Source organism: Nocardiopsis terrae, from assembly GCF_014651695.1.
GTDB classification, from domain to species: Bacteria; Actinomycetota; Actinomycetes; order Streptosporangiales; family Streptosporangiaceae; genus Nocardiopsis; species Nocardiopsis terrae.
Map to the genome: position 1 here is coordinate 40,845 of NZ_BMXJ01000001.1, position 19,042 is coordinate 59,886.

General features: G+C 72.7%; 13 protein-coding genes. 5 read left to right on the forward strand and 8 right to left on the reverse strand.

The features are described 5' to 3' along the window. A partial coding sequence (locus IE195_RS00180; protein WP_191266424.1) for a HAMP domain-containing protein occupies positions 1-942 on the reverse strand: 942 nt, incomplete at its 3' end. A 445-nt stretch (positions 943-1,387) separates the two neighbouring features. Between IE195_RS00180 and IE195_RS00185 the strand changes: the two genes are divergently transcribed. Continuing rightward, entirely contained in the window at positions 1,388-3,553 is a 2,166-nt protein-coding gene (locus IE195_RS00185) for a SpoIIE family protein phosphatase (protein ID WP_191268015.1), read from the forward strand. Positions 3,554-3,730: 177 nt separating this feature from the next. On the opposite strand, the gene IE195_RS00190 is transcribed toward IE195_RS00185, so the two are convergent. The 3 genes from IE195_RS00190 to IE195_RS00200 all read right to left on the reverse strand — a co-directional run bounded on the left by IE195_RS00190 (position 3,731) and on the right by IE195_RS00200 (position 6,304). Continuing rightward, the gene (locus tag IE195_RS00190) at positions 3,731-4,369 is read right to left on the reverse strand and encodes a hypothetical protein (RefSeq protein ID WP_225942542.1); all 639 of its coding nucleotides are present in this window, start codon (positions 4,367-4,369) and stop codon (positions 3,731-3,733) included. Between the two features lie 95 nt (positions 4,370-4,464). Continuing rightward, positions 4,465-5,130: a response regulator transcription factor gene (locus IE195_RS00195; protein WP_191266426.1), complete on the reverse strand. Its 666-nt coding sequence runs from the start codon at positions 5,128-5,130 to the stop codon at positions 4,465-4,467. A 58-nt stretch (positions 5,131-5,188) separates the two neighbouring features. Continuing rightward, positions 5,189-6,304 (reverse strand): RNA-guided endonuclease InsQ/TnpB family protein, encoded by a 1,116-nt coding sequence (locus IE195_RS00200; protein WP_191266429.1) that lies wholly within the window; start codon positions 6,302-6,304, stop codon positions 5,189-5,191. Between the two features lie 380 nt (positions 6,305-6,684). Between IE195_RS00200 and IE195_RS00205 the strand changes: the two genes are divergently transcribed. Next, complete coding sequence (locus tag IE195_RS00205) at positions 6,685-8,436, forward strand: trypsin-like peptidase domain-containing protein (RefSeq protein WP_191266433.1); 1,752 nt, start codon at positions 6,685-6,687, stop codon at positions 8,434-8,436. A 305-nt stretch (positions 8,437-8,741) separates the two neighbouring features. Beyond that, positions 8,742-9,998, forward strand: coding sequence for a glycosyltransferase (locus tag IE195_RS00210; RefSeq protein WP_191266436.1), 1,257 nt, complete (start codon positions 8,742-8,744; stop codon positions 9,996-9,998). Between the two features lie 85 nt (positions 9,999-10,083). Here IE195_RS00210 and IE195_RS00215 read toward each other — a convergent pair whose 3' ends face one another. The 3 genes from IE195_RS00215 to IE195_RS00225 all read right to left on the reverse strand — a co-directional run bounded on the left by IE195_RS00215 (position 10,084) and on the right by IE195_RS00225 (position 13,376). Next, positions 10,084-11,622, reverse strand: coding sequence for a sensor histidine kinase (locus IE195_RS00215; RefSeq protein WP_191266438.1), 1,539 nt, complete (start codon positions 11,620-11,622; stop codon positions 10,084-10,086). 5 nt (positions 11,623-11,627) lie between these two features. Continuing rightward, positions 11,628-12,323, reverse strand: a complete 696-nt coding sequence (locus tag IE195_RS00220) for a response regulator transcription factor (protein ID WP_191268017.1) — start codon at positions 12,321-12,323, stop codon at positions 11,628-11,630. A gap of 105 nt (positions 12,324-12,428) precedes the next feature. Further along, positions 12,429-13,376 carry an HpcH/HpaI aldolase/citrate lyase family protein gene (locus tag IE195_RS00225; RefSeq protein WP_191266440.1) on the reverse strand — a complete coding sequence of 316 codons (948 nt, stop codon included), beginning with the start codon at positions 13,374-13,376 and terminating at the stop codon, positions 12,429-12,431. A gap of 140 nt (positions 13,377-13,516) precedes the next feature. Between IE195_RS00225 and IE195_RS00230 the strand changes: the two genes are divergently transcribed. Next, entirely contained in the window at positions 13,517-15,874 is a 2,358-nt protein-coding gene (locus tag IE195_RS00230) for a molybdopterin-dependent oxidoreductase (RefSeq protein WP_191266442.1), read from the forward strand. 58 nt (positions 15,875-15,932) lie between these two features. On the opposite strand, the gene IE195_RS00235 is transcribed toward IE195_RS00230, so the two are convergent. Then, positions 15,933-18,134: a PrsW family glutamic-type intramembrane protease gene (locus IE195_RS00235; protein ID WP_191266444.1), complete on the reverse strand. Its 2,202-nt coding sequence runs from the start codon at positions 18,132-18,134 to the stop codon at positions 15,933-15,935. Positions 18,135-18,698: 564 nt separating this feature from the next. Between IE195_RS00235 and IE195_RS26565 the strand changes: the two genes are divergently transcribed. Continuing rightward, positions 18,699-18,992, forward strand: a complete 294-nt coding sequence (locus IE195_RS26565; RefSeq protein ID WP_191266446.1) for a hypothetical protein — start codon at positions 18,699-18,701, stop codon at positions 18,990-18,992. The last annotated feature ends 50 nt before the right edge of the window (positions 18,993-19,042 follow it).

A 19,042-nucleotide genomic window follows, 5' to 3' on the forward strand; every position in this document is an offset into this window, starting at 1 on the left:
CTCGACCTTGCGGGTCAGGTCGCCCCGGGCCACCGCCGTGGTCACCTTGGAGATGTCGCGGACCTGGTTGGTCAGGTTGTCCGCCATCGAGTTCACGTTGTCCGTGAGGTTCTTCCAGATGCCCTGGACCCCCCGGACGTTGGCGCGGCCGCCCAGCTTGCCCTCGGTACCCACCTCACGGGCCACCCTGGTGACCTCGTCGGCGAACGTGGAGAGCTGGTCCACCATCGTGTTGAAGGTGTCCTTGAGCTCCAGCATCTCGCCCTGGACGTCGATGGTGATCTTCTTGCTCAGGTCACCCCGGGCGACGGCGGTCGTGACGGTGGAGATGTCGCGGACCTGGAGGGTGAGACGGGAGGCCATCTGGTTGACGGACTCGGTGACCTCGCGCCAGGCACCGGAGACGTCCTCGACCCGGGCGCTGCCGCCCAGCTTGCCCTCGGTGCCCACCTCGCGGGCCACCCGGGTGACCTCCTCGGTGAAGCCGCTCATCTGGTCGGCCATCCGGTTCACCGTGTTGGCCAGGCGCAGCAGGTCGCCCTTGAGCTCGCCGCGGCGGCCCTCGGTCGAGGCCCTGCGGTTCAGTTCACCCTCGGCGACCGAGTCCAGGACGCGGGCGACGTCGGTGACGGGCTCGGCGACCTCGTCCAGGAGGACGTTCAGCGCTCTGGCGCTGTTGCCCCAGGCGCCCCTGGCGGGGTGGACGTTGACCCGCTCGTTGAGCCTGCCCTCGTCGCGCACCACGTCGCCGACCCGCTGGAGCTCGGTACTGAGCTGTTCGCTGTGGTCGATCACCTCGTTGAACACCGAGGTGATCTCGCGGAGCTTGCCGCTGCCCCGCGACCTGAGCCGGACGCTGAAGTCACCGTCGCGCATCCGGTACAGGGCACTCAGAATCTCGTCGAGCTGGTCGTCGGCCAGTTCCGTGACCGCCTCGGGCATGAAACCCCTCCTCAATCCCGCACGCCATCTCGGCTACCGGACCCGCACGCCTCGACCGGGCCGACCCACGCCGGGGCGGCCCCGCACGAACCGCGCGCACGGGACACGGGGGCGCGCGTGTAGCCACGGGCACCCTTGGTGACACTCCGTCACGCTACCGCCGCGAAGTACCACCCGAAAGAAGCGGATGTGTCGTCTTACACTAACCGGCCGAGCCACCGGGCACAGGAGGGTTCGCCATGTTGGGCACGGGAGGGTCGGCCGTACCGGTCTCCTGCCCGCTGTCGGGGCCCGCCAAGCCCGTCCGTTCCGGGAGCGCCCGCACCGTGGTTCGGGAGGGAACGCGGCGACCAGGTGGGCGGCACGCGTATCGTGGCAGTGGCCACTACTCCCACACCCGCGCCCAGTGACGAAGGACACCGACGGCTTGGCAGCACAAGACGCGTTGAAGGTCGCTCGACGAGAGTTCCCCCCTGCTCCCGAGACCGCGGCGGCCGCCCGAGAGTTCGTGCACGACACCCTGCTGACCTGGGGTGTGCCCGACCCCTTCGACGACATCATCCTTCTGGTCAGCGAACTGGTCACCAACGCCGTCATCCACGCGGACTCGGCGCTGGAGGTGGCCGTGCGCCGCTCGGAGGGTTCGACCGAGGTCATGGTCACCGACTCCGCGCCCGAGCGCGCCGTCCCGCAGGCCGGTCCGCTGGCCGTGGACACCTCGCCCTCCAGCGGGGACGAGCGCAACGGCGGCCTGGGGCTGGCCCTGGCGTCGGCCATCGCCTCCAGCTGGGGTGTCAGCTACGGGCGCAACGACAAGGCCGTGTGGTTCCGCATCGAGGACAGGGCCGGGGAGCACCCGTCGTTGGAGTCCCCGCCGGTGCGCAAGGGCCCCTCCCGTGCCGTGCGCCCGCCCGTGTGGTCGGCGCTGGACGCGGCGCTGAGCTCCCGGTTGTCCCTGCCCCAGCTGCTGGAGCGCACCGTGGAGTACGCGACCTCGGCGCTGAGCGGGGACGCCGCCTACATCGCGCTGGCCACCTCGGACGAGACCATGTGGGAGGTGCGCTCGGCGGTCGGCCTGACCGGCGGGGCGCCCTGGCGGCCGCTGCGGGTGCGAACCGAGGAGATCTTTCCGTCGGCCGCGCCCGAGCCCGGGCCGGTGATCAACGACGACCTGATGATCGCCCGTGCCACACGGGGCGCCCTGGCCAGGGCCGGAATGCGCTCGCTGGTGACGGCCCCGCTGATCGTGGACGGCCGGGTGACGGGGCTGCTCGGGGTGGCCTCCGCCCGGGCCCGGCACTTCGGCCCGGGGGCGGCCAAACGGCTCCAGGAGGGGGCGGACCTGATCGCGCTGCCGGTGGAGCGGTCCCGGCTGGCCGAGGTCGAGCTGAGCCGCCGTGCCTCGCTGAGCTTCCTGGCCGAGGCCAGTGACCTGCTCGCGGGCACCCTGGACGAGCGGATGACGGGCGCGCTGGCCGCGCAGCTGATCACCTCCCGCCTGGGCCGCTGGTGCGCCATCCACACCATCAACGAACTGGGGCTCTCCAAGCTGACCCACGTGGTGCACGGCGACGAGAACCTCAGCGACATCCTGCGTTCGCTGCTGACCGCCCTGCCGCCGCGCGAGCAGCGTGAACCGGGGCCGTTGTGGACGCACGAGGAGCTGGTCCGGGAGGGGCTGGACGAGCAGCTCACCGGAATGATCGCCCGGGGCCCGGCGATCAGCGTCCCGCTGGTGGCGCACGGCCGGGCGCTGGGCCAGATGACGATCGGCAAGAACGAGTCGGACGACTTCACCCGTGAGGAGGCCGACGTCGCCGACGACCTCAGCCGCCGGGTGGCCTCGGCGATGGAGAACGCGCGGCTGCACGAGCGGCACACGGCGATGAGCACGGCCCTGCAGCGCAGCCTCCTGCCGGCCAAGGACAAGGAGCCGGTGATCCCCGGTGTGGACCACGCGGTCTACTACCGGCCCTCGGACGAGCGCAGCGAGGTGGGCGGCGACTTCTACGACGTGTTCTCCGCGAGCGGGCGCTGGTGCTTCGCCATCGGTGACGTGTGCGGCACCGGCCCGGAGGCCGCCGCGGTCACCGGCCTGGCCCGGCACACCCTGCGCGCGCTGGCCAGGGAGGGATTCACCCCGGCGCACATCATGCAGCGGCTGAACCTGGCGATCCTGGACGAGAACACCTCGACCCGGTTCCTGACCATGCTGTACGGGGAGATGACCCCGGCCACGGACGAGGCCGGAGGTATGCGGGTACGCATGGTCTGTGCCGGGCACCCGCTGCCGCTGCGCCTCAACCAGAAGGGCGAGGTGCAGGCGTTCGGCAGCTCCCAGCCGCTGCTGGGCGCGTTCGAGGACGTGGGGTTCAGCACGGAGAGCGTGGACATCCGCCCCGGCGAGGTGGTGCTCGCGGTGACCGACGGCGTCACCGAGCGGCGCAGCGGTTCGGACATGCTCGGCGACGAGGGGTTGGAGAAGATCTTCTCCCATGCGGCCGGTCTGACCGCCCAGGCGGTGATCAGCCGGATCGACCGCGAACTGGAGGAGTACGCCCCGGGCGGCAACGTCGACGACACCGCGATGCTGGTGCTGCGCTTCCTGTAGGGCGGTGCTCGCCGGGGCCCGGCGCCGGTGGGATCCGGTGCCGGTGGCGCCCGTCGGCCCGCGGCCGGGCGGCCCGTCACCAACGGACCGGGGGCTCCGAAGCGCTCCGGGGCCCCGGGCCGTTGGTGACGGGTGCCTTCGGTAGGCGTTCCGTGTCAGTTCAGCACGCCTGAGGGGTCAACGCAGCGGACCGCACGCGGCCGGGTTGGTCGCTTCCATCGGCAGGTTCGGGTCCAGGTCGCTGGGGCCCAGGACGTCACCGTAGGTGCCGTCGCCGTCGTAGTCGATGCCGTGGATGACGATGACCGCGTTGCCCGCCCGGATCGCGTCCGCCGCGGCGTCGCTCAGTTCGAGGGTGCGGTCGTAGGAAACGCTCCCCTCCGGGGCGGTGGGGAAGCGGTCGACGGCGAGGCCGCTGGCGGCGCTGGTGTCCCCTTCGGTGGTGAGGGAGGTCTCGACCCCGCCGTAGGCGTCGATACCGTCCAGAGTGCTCAGCGCCCGCTGGCCGTTGTGGATGCCTGCGTCGTAGTCGGTGGGGCACTCGCCGCGCCCTCCGACATGGATGTGCTGCGCGTGCGGGTGATCGGCGAGGACGTCGTCGACGTGGATCCGGATCCGCGCGTCGTTGTCGGCCAGCCACACCTGTGCCGTGCCCGCGGCGTCGGAGTTGTTGACCGTGACCGGGTCGAGCCGGGCCGTGTACTTCTCGACGCCGTGGTAGCCGGACCAGTCGTCGGCCTGGGCGGTCGCGGCCATCATCGGAAGGGCGACGGCCGTCGCCGCCATCACGCTGGCGATGCTTCGGGCGTGCAGCATAGGACCTTCTCACCTAGAGGTAGTTACTCTTAGTGAGTATCCAGACACGAATAGATATGGCAAGGACATCGGTCCTCACCCCGGCCCGAAGCCGGTCAGAGCCAGCCCATGTCCTGGGCGGTGCGGATGGCGGCCATCCGGTTCTCGGCCCCGGTCTTGCCGATGGCGTTGGACAGGTAGTTGCGCACCGTGCCCTCGGTGAGGTGCAGGTTCCTGGCGATACGGGCCACGGTGGCGCCGTCGGCGGCGGCACGCAGGACCTCGGCCTCGCGGTCGGTGAGCGGACTCTCCCCGCCGACCATCGCGGCGGCGGCGAGTTCGGTGTCGATGTAACGACCGCCTCCGTGGACCTTGCGGATGGCCCCGGCGAGCTGCTCGACGGGGGCGTCCTTGGCGAGGAAGCCGCGGGCGCCCGAGGCCAGGGCGCGGCGCAGGTAACCGGGTCGGCCGAAGCTGGTGAGGATGACGACCCCGCAGTCGGGCGCACGCTCGCGCAGCTCGGCGGCGGCCTCCAGGCCCGTGGCACCCGGCATCTCGATGTCCAGGACGGCGACGGCCGCGCCGTGTTCGACGACGGTGTCCACCACCTGGTCGCCGCGGCCGACCTCGGCGACGACCTCCAGGTCCTCCTCCAGACCGAGGAGCGCGGCGATCGCTCCGCGCACCAGGTGTTCGTCGTCGGCGAGAACGAGCTTGGTGACATCTCCCCTCCCGGAGGGGAGGGGCTTCGATCCCTTGCGGGGTCGAGGTTCCTGTTTCATCGGGCCGTGCCTCCCCGGAGCTCTCCGGGGCCGGTCTTACCGGCCCTCCGCAGGCGTTTCAACTCTCCGCCAGCCCGGCGGCGAGGATGTTGGTTGCGGCGTTGACGTCGCGGTCGTGCACGGTCCCGCAGTCGGGGCACGTCCACTCGCGCACGTTCAGCGGCAGGGACGGGGCCTGGTGTGTGCACCCCGGGGTGGAACACAGCCTGGAGGAGGGGAACCAACGGTCCACGAGCAGCAGCTCCCGCCCGTACCACGCCGTCTTGTACTCCAGCATCGACCGGAGTTCGGTCCAGGCCACGTCGCTGATCGCCCGTGCCAGGGAGTGGTTCTTGAGCATGTTGCGCACGGTCAGGTCCTCGATGGCGATGGCTTGGTTTTCGCGTACCAGTCGAGTGGTGACCTTGTGCAGGTGGTCCCGTCGCCGGTCGGCGATCCGGGCGTGCACCTTCGCGACTTTCTTTCGGGCCTTGTCCCGGTTCGCGGAGCCCTTCTGTTTGCGGGACAGCTCGCGTTGGGTCCTGGCCAACTTGGCCCGGTCCCGGCGCTCGTACCGGGGGTTGGTGATCTTCTCCCCCGTAGACAAGGTCATCAGGTGCGCCAGCCCTGCATCGACCCCCACAGCCACCCCGGTCAAAGGCACCGCAGCGATCGTGTCCTGGACCAGGATCGAGACGAACCACCGGTCGGAACCGTCGCAGGAGACCGTGACCGACGACGGGTCGGCTCCCTCGGGCAGGGGCCGGTGCCACACGATCGCCAAAGGCTCGCGGGTCTTGGCCAGCTTCAGCTCGCCGCCGGTGAAAGCGAAGGCGTTGTTGGCGAAGGTCGCCGAACGGCGCGTGTTCTTCTTGGACTTGAACTTCGGGTAGCCCGTGCGCTTGGCGAAGAAGCTGTTGAACGCGACCTGTTGGGCGCGCAACGTCTGCTGGAGGGGGACGTTGGACACCTCGGTCAAAAAGTCCAGTTCCCCGGTGCGCTTCCACTCGGTCAGCCACCGGGCCGTGTCCACGTAGGACGTGCGAGCGCCGTGGTCCTTGTACCTGCGGGTTCGCTCGGCCAGAGCCTTGTTCCAGACCAGCCGAACGCATCCGAACGTGCGGTTCAGTAGCTCCGCTTGTTCGGGGGTCGGGTAGAAGCGGTACTTGTAGGCCCGCCTCACGGTCTGACTCATACTTAACATGATACCGCATGCCTGTGTTAAACGGCGCCGGAAGCGCGGCTTCCGCCTTGCCCTGACCCGCTACGCGAGAGGCCGCATTCCTCCCTCGCCTGAAGACGGGGGCTGCTGCGGAAACATGATCACGGGAACCTTCCCTGTCGTACCGCGGCCCGGGGCGCGGGCACGGTATGGTTCCGGACATTGTGCCGCATAGGACCCCGGATTCGCGCGGGAATCCGTGTGGGACGGGGCGCGTTCAGGTCTGCGGGAGCGCGACCGGCCAGGGGCGGAGTGAACTCGAAACCACGCTGTATCGGGCTCTCACCCTGTTCTAACCCACGCGCCCCAAGATGAAGCATGTCAGTACATCGTCCCGCCAGCCGGAGGATGAGTTGCACCCCAACGACCCGAGTAACGGTCCGGAGACCGGTGCGAGAGCCGAGCACGGCGACGCCGAGCACGGTCGTGCCGGGTCCGGTGCCACCGACCGCCCCAACGACACCGAGGCGGGCCCCGGCCAGGGCCCCCTCGCAGGCAACGGCCCCGCGGTGAACGACACGCCCGCGGCGAACGACGACCGCCCCGCCGAGCAGGCGGCGCAGCCATCCCCGAACGCCCCCGAGGCGCCCGGGGACCGGCCCTCGCCGCGTTTCTCCCCGCCCGAGGGCACCGAGCCCGGGTGGGCGACCGGCCCCAACGACACCGACCGGGCCTCCTACGTCTTCCCCGGCCCAGAGGGCCACACCGGGGGCTCGCCGGGCTTCCCGGGGGGCCAGGGCCAGAGCGGCCCCCAGCACGGGGCCCCCGGTGCCCAGCACGGACCCTACGGCGCCCCGCAGGGTCCGCACACCGCGGCCTTCGCGTCCGCGGGCCCCGGCGGCCAGCCCGGCCAGCAGAACGCCTTCGGCGGACCCGGCGGCCCCCAGGCGCCCGGTACCGGGCAACAGCCGACCGGCTCCCACCAGATGGGCGCGTTCGGACAGCAGCCCTACGGCCAGTTCGGCCAGGGCCCCTTCCCCGGCCAGTCCCAGGAGGCGCCCAGGAAGCGCGGCATGGGCAAGGTCGTGGGCATCGCGGCGGTGACCGCGCTGGTCACGAGCCTGATCGTGGGCCCGGCGGCCGCGTTGGGCACCGCCTACCTCCTGCCCGACGGACCGAGTTCACCGGTCAGCTCGCTCACCGGTGAACAGGGAACGAGCGCCACCGAGGGGGCCGTGGGCGACGTCGCCGAGCAGGTCCTGCCCAGCGTGGTCTCCCTCCAGGCCGGATCCGGCGGCGGCAGCGGGGTCATCATCTCCTCCGACGGACAGATCCTCACCAACTCGCACGTGGTGGAGGCTGCCCAGGACGGTCCCCTCCAGGTGCGGTTCAACGACGGGAGCGCGGCGGAGGCGGAGGTGCTCGGTTCCGACCCGGTCTCCGACATCGCCGTGGTCCAGGCCCAGGGCCGCAACGACCTCACCCCGGCTACTCTCGGCGACTCCGACCAGGTCGGCGTGGGCGGCGACGTGGTGGCGATCGGTTCGCCGCTCGGCCTGTCCGGCACGGTGACCGCGGGTGTGGTGAGCGCGCTGAACCGCCCGGTGAACACCGGGGTGACCGAGACCGGTGAATCCCAGACGTCGACGGTGATCAACGCGATCCAGACCGACGCCGCGATCAACCCCGGCAACTCCGGCGGCCCGCTGGTGAACATGGCCGGCGAGGTCGTCGGAATCAACACCGCCATCGCCGGCCTGTCCCAGGAGAGCGGTTCGGTGGGTCTGGGCTTCGCCATCCCGATCAACCAGGTCCAGCCCATCGCCGAACAACTGATCGAGGACGGCAGCGCGAGTTACCCGGCCATCCAGGCCACCATCGCGCCCAGCCGGGTCGGCGGGGCCGAGATCATGGGGCTGACCGAGGGCGGTGCCGCCGAAGAGGCGGGCCTGGAGGTCGGCGACGTGGTGGTGTCCGTGAACGGTGAGAGCGTCTCCTCAGCCGACCAGCTGATCGCGCAGATCCGCGCCCACCAGCCCGGCGACGAGCTCACCCTGGGCGTGCTGCCCGGTGGCAGCGGTTCGCCGGACGACGTCGAGGTGACACTCGGCGAGCAGAGTGCGAGCTCCGCCGAGGAGGAGACCTCGGAGGTCGAGGAGGACTGACGGAGGCGTTCTGCCTCGCGATCTCCGGAACGCGGGCGGGGGCGGACCGGCCCGGGGCCGGTCCGCCCCCGCCCCTGTGTGCGCCCCGTACCGGTCGCCGGTGCCCTCAGCCGGACCCCTGCGCAGTCACCCGAATCGCCCGAACGAACACGGAGAGCACTCTCCTGGGCGCCGTGTGCTGTACCGCCGGTCGCCTCGGCGTCACCGGAAGGTCGGCGGCGGTCCACGAGCGTGGACCACACTCGGGGTGGACCGCGCCGGACCGGAGCACGGACCAGCCGCTCGACGCCCCCAGGAGAACCGGTATGTCCACGTCCTTCGCCACCCGTTCCCCGGCCGTGCCCCGTGCCCCGGGCAGGAGCGGCGGGGGGCGGCCCGCCCGGGTGCTCATCGGCACCGACACCTACCCGCCCGACGTGAACGGCGCCGCCTACTTCACCGCGCGGCTCGCCCGCGGCCTGGCCGGGCGAGGGGCCGACGTGCACGTCCTGTGCCCCTCCCCCTGCGGCCGACCGCACGTGGCGGAGCGGGACGGGGTGGTCGAGCACAGGTTGCGCTCCCTGCCGTCCCTGGCCCACGAGAGCGTACGCCTGACCCTGCCGACCGGGGTGCGCGGCCATCTGAACCGTCTCCTGGACCGGCTGCGCCCGGACGCCGTGCACATCCAGAACCACTTCCTGGTCGGCCGGATGCTCGCCAGCGCCGCACGTGTCCACGGAATCCCCGTGGTGGCCACCAACCACTTCATGCCCGAGAACCTCTTCGACCCGATGCGGGTACCCGAGGCACTCCGCCCGCACGCGGCCCGGCTGGCCTGGTGGGACCTGGCCCGGGTGCTCTCCCGGACCGAACACGTGACCACACCGACCCCCGCCGCCGCCGAACTCCTGGCCGGCCGCGGGTTCGCGCGGCCGGTGGAGCCGGTCTCCTGCGGCATCGACCTGGTCCGCTTCCGGCCGTTCCCCGGGAGCGCCCCGGCGGCGGAGCGGCGCCGTACCCGCGCCCGGCTGGGCGTCCCCGACCGCACGACGATGCTGTTCGTGGGCCGGTTGGACGAGGAGAAACACGTCGACGAACTGGTCCGGGCCGTGGCGCGCACCCACGGCGTCCAGCTGGTGCTGGCCGGTCGGGGCGCACACCGGGCCAGGCTGGCTGAGCTGGCCCGGGCCGAGGGGGTCGCCGACCGGGTGGTGTTCCTCGGCTTCGTCCCCCACCGGGACCTGCCCGACGTGTACCGGTGCGCGGACGTGTTCACCATCGCGGGCACCGCCGAACTCCAGAGCATCGCCACACTGGAGGCCATGGCCAGCGGGCTGCCGGTGGTGGCCGCCGACGCGATGGCCCTGCCCCACCTGGTGGAGGAGGGCCGCAACGGCTACCTGTACCCGCCGGGCCGTCCCGGCGAGCTCGCGGCACGGGTGGGCGCGGTGGTCGCCGAGGAGGCGGAGCGGGTCCGGATGGGCGCGCACAGCCGGATGATGGCGGCCCGGCACCGCCTGGAGGACTCCCTGGAACGCTTCGAGCGGATCTACCGGAACGCCGCCGTCGGCGCCCGCCCCTGACTGACACGGTCCGCCGGGCCCCGCCCCCTTCCCGCAGGCGCTGCGGGACCCGCGTTCCGCCCGCCTAGGTGGCGATCGGGTCCGGTCAGGGCGGTCCGGGCGACTCCTCCGGGCCGGGAGCGGATTCGTCCCGGGGCGGGTGGTGAACAGGCAGGTGGAGGCCGATCACGGTGCCGCCGCCGTCGCGGTTGCGGGCGGACACCCGGCCGCCGTGCGCGTGGGCGATCTCCTTGACCATGGCCAGGCCCAGACCGGAGCCGGGCAGGCTGCGGGCCACGGTGGCCCGGAAGAACCGCTCGAAGAGGTGGTCGATCTCCTCCGGGTCCACGCCCGGGCCGCGGTCCAGCACCTCCACCGAGCCGTCACGGACCCGGATCTCGATCGGCGTGCTCCCGTCGGGGTCGAACTTCGCGGAGTTCTCCACCGGGTTGGCCAGGGCCCGTTCCAGGGCGCCCGGGCGGCCCCAGACGAGGCTGTCGTCCGCGTCCACCAGGATCTCCCGGCCGGTGCGGCGACGGCTCCGGGCCGCCACCCGTTCGGCGACGTCGGCGAGGGCGACCGCGCTCGGCGACTCGTCCTCGTGGTTTCCGGTGGCCAGCCCCACCAGTTCGTTGACCAGGTCGGTGAGCTCCCGAGTCTCCCCCTGGAGGTCGTCGATGAGCCGTTGGCGGCCCTCGGGGCTGAGCCGGTCCACCCGGCCGAGCACCTGCACGTTGGTGCGCAGACTGGTGAGCGGGGTGCGCAACTCGTGTGCGGCGTCCTGCACCAGGCGGCGCTGTTCGTCCTTGGAACGGGCCAGACGGGCCAGCATCGCGTTGAAGGCGCTGCCGAGGCGGCCCACCTCGTCGTTGCCCGGCTCCTCCGGCGCCCCGTTCCGGCCGTTCCCCTCCCCGTCACGGCCGCTGATGCCGGCGGTACCGTCCCCGTCGCCGTTGCCGCCCCGGTCCGGGGTGACCGGGTCCAGACGGCCGGTGGAGCTGACGTACTCGGCGGCGTCGGTGAGCCGGACCAGGCGACCGGTGATCCGGTGGCCGACCAGCCATCCCACCGAGGCCGCGCACAGGGCGACGAACAACCCCACCCACAGGATCTGGGTGGCCAGCCGCCCGACCATCTGCTCGATCGGCGAAAGCCGTTGCAGGAGCTGGATCGCGCCGCGCCCGTCCCCCAGGGAGACCGTGCCCACCCGGTACTTCTGACCGTGGACCTGCTGCTCGCGGGTGTCGACGACACCGGCCTCCTCGTCCCGGGCGACCTCCAGGTCGGCGTCGGTGGGGTGGAAGGAGGAGAGTTCGTGGCGGTTGGCGAGCAGTCGGGCCCAGGTACCGTCCGAGGCGAGGACCTGCGCGTCCAGGCTGCCCGGGGCCAGGAAGGTGAAGGTGCTGCTGTCCGGGGCGCTCTGGTTGTTCTCCGCGGAGACCACGAGCTGCCGGGACAGGTTCTGCACGGCGGCGTCGAACTCGCTCTCGGCGTCCGCCCGGATGAGCGCGGCCGCGGTGCTGTAGGCGAGGGTGCCCACGAGGGCGATCGTGACCGCCGCGACCAGCGCGAACAGCACCGCGAACCGGGTTCCCAGCCGCCACCCGCCCGGGTGCAGCAGGACACTGCCGCGAAACGCGTTCATCCGGCTCACCCCTGGGGACGCAGCGTGTACCCGACGCCCCGGACCGTCTGGATCAGCGGCGGGCCGCCGTCCTCCAGCTTGCGGCGCAGGTAGCTGATGTAGACCGCGAGGTTCTTGGACTCGGGCCCGAAGTCGTAACCCCAGATGCGGTCGTAGATGGTGGCGTGGTCCAGAACGATCCCGGCGTTGCGCATGAGGAGTTCGAGCAGGTCGAACTCGGTCTTGGACAGCTCGATCTCGCGTTCGCCCCGCCAGACCCGGCGGGCCCGGGTGTCCAGGAGGAGCTCTCCCACCCGCAGCGGCCCCTCCCCCGCGTCCCCCGTCACGGGAGCGGCGCGGCGCAGCAGGGCGCGCAGCCGGGCGAGGAGTTCGTCGAGCTCGAAGGGTTTGGCGAGGTAGTCGTCGGCACCGGCGTCCAGGCCCGCCACCCTGTCGGGGGTCTCCACCCGTGCGGTGAGCATGAGGACGGGGGTCCTGTCGCCCTCCGCCCGCAGGACACGGGCAACGCCGAGGCCGTCGACCCCGGGCATCATGACGTCGAGGACGAGCAGGTCGACGGGGTCGGCGTGGACGGAGGCCAGCGCCTGGACCCCGTCCGCCGCCGTCCGCACCGTGTACCCCTCCAGCTGGAGCGCGCGTTCCAGGGACTCCCTGATGGCCCGGTCGTCGTCGGCGACCAGGACGGTGGCGGTGCTTTCCATGGCCCCCATGCTCTCCCACCTTGGTGAGAGACCGGTAAGAGGCGGGCCGGAACGGTACTTGACCTTCTCCGTACCCTCTCCCTACCCGCCCGGGACGTTCCCCGGTCAGGCCTCCGGGTCGAAGGTACGCGTCCGGGAGAGGCCGGCCGCGCGGCCCTTGCCCGCCACGACCAGCGCCATCTTCCGGGACGCCTCGTCGAGCATCTCCTCGCCGAGCATCACGGCGCCCCGCCGGTCCACCGTGGTGGCGTGCGCGTAGGCGTCCAGGATCAGCTCGGCGTGGTCGTAGTCCTCCTGGGAGGGCGCGAAGGCCTCGTTGGCCGCCTCCACCTGGAGCGGGTGCAGCACCCACTTGCCGTCGAAGCCGAGGGCCGCGGTGCGTCCCGCCGCCCGGCGGAACGCGTCGACGTCGCGGACCTGGAGGTAGGGGCCGTCGACGGCCTGGAGCCCGTGGGCCCGGGCGGCCACGAGGATGCGCATGAGGACGTGGTGGTAGGCGTCGCCGGTGTCGTAGCCGGGCGGCTGCTCCCCCACCACCAGGCTCTTCATGTTGATCGAGGCCATGAAGTCCGCGGGCCCGTAGACGAGCGTCTCCAGGCGGGGTGAGGCGGCGGCGATCCCGTCGACGTTCACCAGGCCCCTGGCGTCCTCGATCTGTGCCTCGATGCCGATCCGGCCGACCGGCAGGTCCACGGCCCGTTCGATCTGGGTGAGGAGGGTGTCCAACCAGTGCACGTCCCGGGCGGCGGTCACCTTGGGCAGCACGAGGGTGTCCAGGTGGGCCCCGGCCCCCTCGACCACGGTGATGACGTCGCGGTAGGCCCACGCGGTGGAGACGTCGTTGACGCGCACCGAACGGACCCTGCCGTCCCAACCGCCGTCGTTGAGCGCCTTCACCACGTTCTCGCGGGCGGCCTCCTTCTCCGAGGGCGCCACCGCGTCCTCCAGGTCCAGGAAGAACGCGTCCGCGTCCAGCCCCCGGGCCTTCTCCACGAACCGGGGGTTGGACCCCGGCACCGCGAGTACCGACCGCCGTGACCTGAGCTCACCCATCGTCGTCCCGCTCCCCTGTTGTCGCTGGTCGTGACGCGGGCCCCGGGGCCCGCGCGCCCCATCATCGCACCGGGCGGTGCATAGAGTGTGGCCTGGGACGGGGAACCGCACCGTCCCGGAGATCCACACGGGGAGTGCACATGGCAGCGACGCTGCACCCGACCAGCGCCCACTGGGGCAGCTACCGGGTCGAGGTCGAGAACGACCGGGTGGTCGGGGTCCGCCCCGACCCGGAGGACCCCGCGCCCGCCCCCGTCATGGGCAACACCCCCCGGGCCCAGCACCACCGCACCCGTGTGGCCCGCCCCGCCGTGCGCCGCCGGTGGCTGGAGCACGGGCCCGGACCCGACCAGCTCCGGGGCGACCCCGGGGACTCCTACGTGGAGGTGGAGTGGTCCACCGTGCTGGACCTGCTCGCCGGTGAGCTGGACCGGGTGCGTACCGAGCACGGCAACACCGCGATCTACGGGGGATCCTACGGCTGGGGCAGCGCGGGCCGGATCCACCACGCGCAGAGCCAGCTGCACCGCTTCCTCAACACCATCGGCGGGTACACGCGGTCCCGGACCACGTACAGCCACGGCGCCCTGGAAGTGCTGTTCCCGCGCATCATCGGCACGCCCGCCGCGAACCGGCTGCTCAGCCGGGTTCCGTCCTGGGAACGCATCCGCGAGCACACCGAGCTGCTGGTGAGCTTCGGCGGGCTGCGGGTGTCCAACACCTGGACGACCTCGGGCGGCCGGGCGGCGCAGACCGCGGGCCCGGCGATGCGCGCGGCCTCGGACAGCGGGGTGGAGTTCGTGTCGGTGTCCCCGCTGCGCGACGACACCGCCGCCGAGGTCGAGTCCGCGTGGGTCTCCCTGAGACCGGGCACCGACACCGCGGTGATGCTGGCCCTGATGCACGTGCTGTTCAGCGAGGGGCTGGCCGACACCGCCTTCCTCGACCGCTACACCGTCGGCGCCGACCGGCTGCGCGCCTACGTGACGGGCGTCCGGGACGAGCGCGGCGGCCCCGGCGGGGTCGAGCGCTCCCCCGAGTGGGCCGAACGCGTGAGCGGGGTGCCCGCCGCCGACCTGCGGGCGCTGGCCCGGCGGATGGCCGAGAAGCGCACCCTGGTGAACGTCGGCTGGTCCGTGCAGCGTGCCCGTTACGGGGAGCAGCCGCTGTGGGCAGGGTTGGCGCTGGCGTGCTGCCTCGGACAGGTGGGGCTTCCCGGTGCGGGGTTCGCCTCGGGGTACGGGTCCATGGGCAACTACGGAGGCGGAGCGACCCCGCTGGGGCTGCCGCGCATGCCGCAGGGCAACAACCCGGTGGACTCGTTCATCCCGGTGGCCAAGGTGTCCGACATGCTGCTGCACCCCGGGCAGCCCTACGACTACGACGGTGAGCGCCGCAGCTACCCCGACATCAGGCTGGTGTACTGGGCGGGCGGCAACCCCTTCCACCACCACCAGGACCTCGCCCGGCTGACCAGGGCCTTCGGACGCCCGGACACCGTGGTGGTGCACGAGACCCACTGGACCGCGACCGCCCGGCACGCCGACATCGTGATCCCCGCGACCACCGCGCTGGAGCGCGACGACATGGCCGCCAGCCACGGCGACCTGGCCCTGCGCGCGATGCCCCGGGCGGTGTCCCCGCACGGGCTGGCCCGCGACGAGTACGACACCTACACCGACCTCGCCGAGCGGCTGGGCGTGCGCGAGGAGTTCACCGAGGGGCGGAGCAGCCGCGACTGGATGCGGGTGGCCTACGAGCGGTGGCGCGCCCTGCTGGCCCGCAGGGACCTGGAGGTCCCCGGCTTCGACGGGTTCTGGGAACGCGGTCGGATCGAGATGCCCGCCCGGGTCGAGGACGAGACCCACCTGGGCGAGTTCCGCCGGGACCCGGAGGCGAACGCGCTGCGGACCCCGAGCGGCCGGATCGAGCTGTACTCGGAGACCATCGCGTCCTTCGGCTACGAGGACTGCCCGGGCCACCCGGTGTGGCTGGCCGGTCCGGCGGCGGCCGGCGGGGACGGGGCGGACCGTGCTCCGGACGGCGGTGACCGGCCGCTGGTGCTGATCGCCAACCAGCCCTCCGGGAGGCTGCACAGCCAGCAGGACATGGGCGGGTACAGCACCTCCCAGAAGGTCGGCGGCCGCGCCCCGCTGAGGATGCACCCACGGGACGCCGAGGCCGCCGGGGTGGCCGCGGGCGACGTGGTGCGGGTTCAGGGCCCGAGCGGTTCGTGCCTGGCGGGGCTGGTGGTCAGCGACGCCCTCAGACCCGGTGTGGTGCAGCTGTCGACCGGAGCCTGGTACGACCCCTCGGGTGCGGACGTCACCTGCGCGCACGGCAACCCGAACGCCCTCGCCGAGGACGTGGGGACGTCCTCGCTGGCCCAGGGCTGCACCGGGCAGCTGGTGCGGGTCCGGGTGGAGCCCCACGAGGGCGCCCCGCCGAGGGTGCGCGCCTTCGAACCCCCCGAGGGTGTGCGGCCGCTCGGGGACTGATCTGCGCGGGCGCGCCCGTCCGGCCCGTGTCCGGGACTACCCCGGCTGAGCGGGCTGACTACCTGCTGATGAGGCGGTTCACCCGCCGGGGCAGGGCCATTCCGGCGAGCCCCAGGAGCGCGTACCCCACCTGGCCCGGGGCGAGCATGCCCAGGACGGCCCCGGTGTTGGCGGTGGGCGACCGGAGGAACTCGCCCATCCTCGGGTGGGCGTGCGGGACCGCGTTGCCCATGGTGAGCAGGCTGAGCACCGCCAGGCCGGTCAGCGCCGTCCACACCGTCGCGGCGGTGTCCGCCTGGGCGGCCCAGCCGTAGAAGAGTTCGACCGCCCGCACCGCGTAGGCGGGATCACCGCCGGGTCCGGGGTCCGGGGCGGGACCGGCGCCGGGTCCCGCCGTGGCGAGCAGCGCCGCGGCGGCCGCGACGACACCGCCGGTCCCGGCCAGACCGATGCGGCGGGCCAGGTCTTGGGCGTTGTGGGCGAGCTCCTCCTGGGAGGGGTAGCGGCGCCAGCTCTTCCCGCGCGAGCGGGCCTCGCCCATGGCGTTGGCCCGGCGCCACCGCAGGAACCGCAGGGCGTCGCACAGCGCACCGGGCCCCTGTTTGGCGGCCATCGTGGCGGTGGCGGACTCGTGCACGACCGTGGTGAGGGCCGTGGCGAAGGTGACCGGAAGGTCCACCCAGGACAGCGCGATCCGGCGGAAGAGCGGGGCGATGTCCGCGGGGATGCGCACGCGCATGGCCACCGACCTGCCGTGCGCCCACCGGCGCAGCCCCGGCAGCGGAGCCCGGCCGGGGAGCGGGGGCGTGGTCTCGGCCGCCGCCGCGATCAGCCGGTAGTCCATGGCGACCGCGAACACCAGGGCGAGCAGCAGCAGCCACGGGGTGAGCGCACCGCCGCCGAACACGCCGTACACGAAGGTGGAGACCGGGTCGAGGCGGGCCCCGGCGGCTCGGGCGTTCGCCTGGAGGTGCTCCAGGAACACCAGGGCGGTGGCCAGGACCGGCAGCAGCCACAGCCAGCCCCCGTACCGGCGGCCGACGACGGCGAGGCCGAGGGTGGCGCCGATGAGACCGGTGACGACGGCGTGCCCGGAGAAGACCGCGGAGGGCGAACCCGCCGGCCCCGGGGCGGCGCTCCCACCGGTCAGGAAGAGTCCGCCGCCCTGCTGTCCCGCCCCCGCGCCCGTGTCCGCCGGGGCGAAGAGGGCGACTCCGTTGAGCAGCTGTTCGGCCAGCTGGAAACCGGCCCCGGCGGCAGCGGCCAGCAGCAGGAAGTCGACCGCGGCCAGGCGGCGCAGCCGGCGCCGGGCCAGGAGCGCCAGGACCAGCAGCGGGGCGAGTTTGCCCAGTTCCTCCACGGTGACCGCGACGTAGGTCTGGCTGAACACGTGCTGGACGTCCAGCCCGAGAGCACCGCTGACCAGGGCGGAGAGGAGGGCGGTCGGCCACATCAGCAGGGCGCCGAGTGCGCTCACCCTCAGGAGGGTCGCGAACGAGACGGTCCGGGACCTGGCCAGCAGCGCCAACTGGAACAGCAGCCAGAACGTGAGGACCAGGGCCGGCAGGGCGATGCCCAGGGCCGGGACGGCCAGAGGGGCCAGCAGCAGGGTCCCGAACATGAGCCAGCACCACGTGCCGCGCAGTCCGCGCAGGAACCGGACCGGGCCGGGGGTGCGTCCACGGGCGCGTTCGACCCTGCGGGTGAGGCGTTCGGCCAGGTCGGGGCCGGGTCCGCGGGGCAGTCGGGAGTGCCGGGCACCGGGCTCGGCACAGTGGTGCTGCTGGGCGGCCCGCACCAGTTCGGGCCGGTTCCCCTCCCGGGCCCGCACCGCGAAGTCCGCCCGGGCCTGCGGGATGTCCGGACCGACGATCTCCCGCACGAAGTCGGCCGGGCCCGCGGCGACGGTGAGCTCGCTGGCGGCGACCAGGACCGCGGCGGAGAAGTCCTCGACGCAGACGAGGAAGTCGGTGGGTTCGGGCCCCCATCCGCGGATGAGGTCGATGAGGGTGCCGGTGTCGAGGGGTACTTCGGTGACCGGGTCGTAGGAGAACTCGGCCCGGGTGCGGCAGACCAGGAGGCGGTCCACGCCCATGGCCCTCCCGGCCGCGACGATCCCGCGGATCAGGTTGCGGTCGCGGGGCACCACGAAGGGGGTGGTGACCTTCCCCCCGGCGCCGACCCACTGGGGGTCGAACTCGGTGGCGCCGGCACAGACGCGCAGCACGAGGTCGCGCGCGAGCATCGCCTGTTCTTCCATGGACTTCCTCGTGCCGGGGGGCTGAGTACACGGGGCCCGCGCCCGGCGTCGTCCGGGTGCCGGGCGGCCCCGCACGAGCATAACGGCGGAGGGGTCCGGCGGAACATGCGCGTTCGGGGCTTGTGGCCGCTTTGGTGCCCGGGGTCAGGAAGCGGTTCCCGAAACGGCCGGTGAGACGGTTCCGTGCGGTTGCCTGGAGGGGCGCGGGCCCGCACCGAAGGCGTCCCCGCACAGCTGCACGAAGTGGCGCAGCACCGGCAGCGACGGCGATCTCGCCGGGGGCGGCCTCGACCAGCACCGAACCCTGCCCGTCGCTCTCGCGCGGCAGCAGGGAGAACCCGCCCACCCCCTCCAGCGTGAGGGCGAACAGGATCGGAACCGCGACCAGCGCGTTCGGGTGGCGCTCGTCGGACCGCAGCAGCGCGGCACCCGTCCAGGTGACCAGGGCGACCACCCCGTAGATGAGCGGTGCGGAGATGACCAGGCAGACCAGGCCCCACCGAGCAGCGGCCCGGCCAGCAGCAGGCCCAGGGTGGTGACGGCCATGGCGGCACCGACCGCGCTGTGGACCTGGCAGCACAGGACGACGAGCAGGGCCAGGAGGGCGGGCAGTCCGACGTAGAACAGGGTGGTCTGGTCCAGGCCGCCGAAGCGGATCACCCGTACGGCGAGCAGGGCGGCGAAGGCCAGGAGCACGATCCCGGCCAGGAGCCACCGGGCTCCGGAGATCCTCGGGGCTTCGGAGCGCCGTCCGACGAACGCGGGGGCGGCGCGGCGGCCCGCGGCGTAGAGCTCGGCCGCCTACCGCTCGGAGGTGCCGGGCTCCTGGTCGTCGGAGTTCTCGGGCGGTTCGGATAGCTGCGCCATGGGGGTCTCCTTGTCGCGCGGTACCGCGAAGGTCCTTGTTC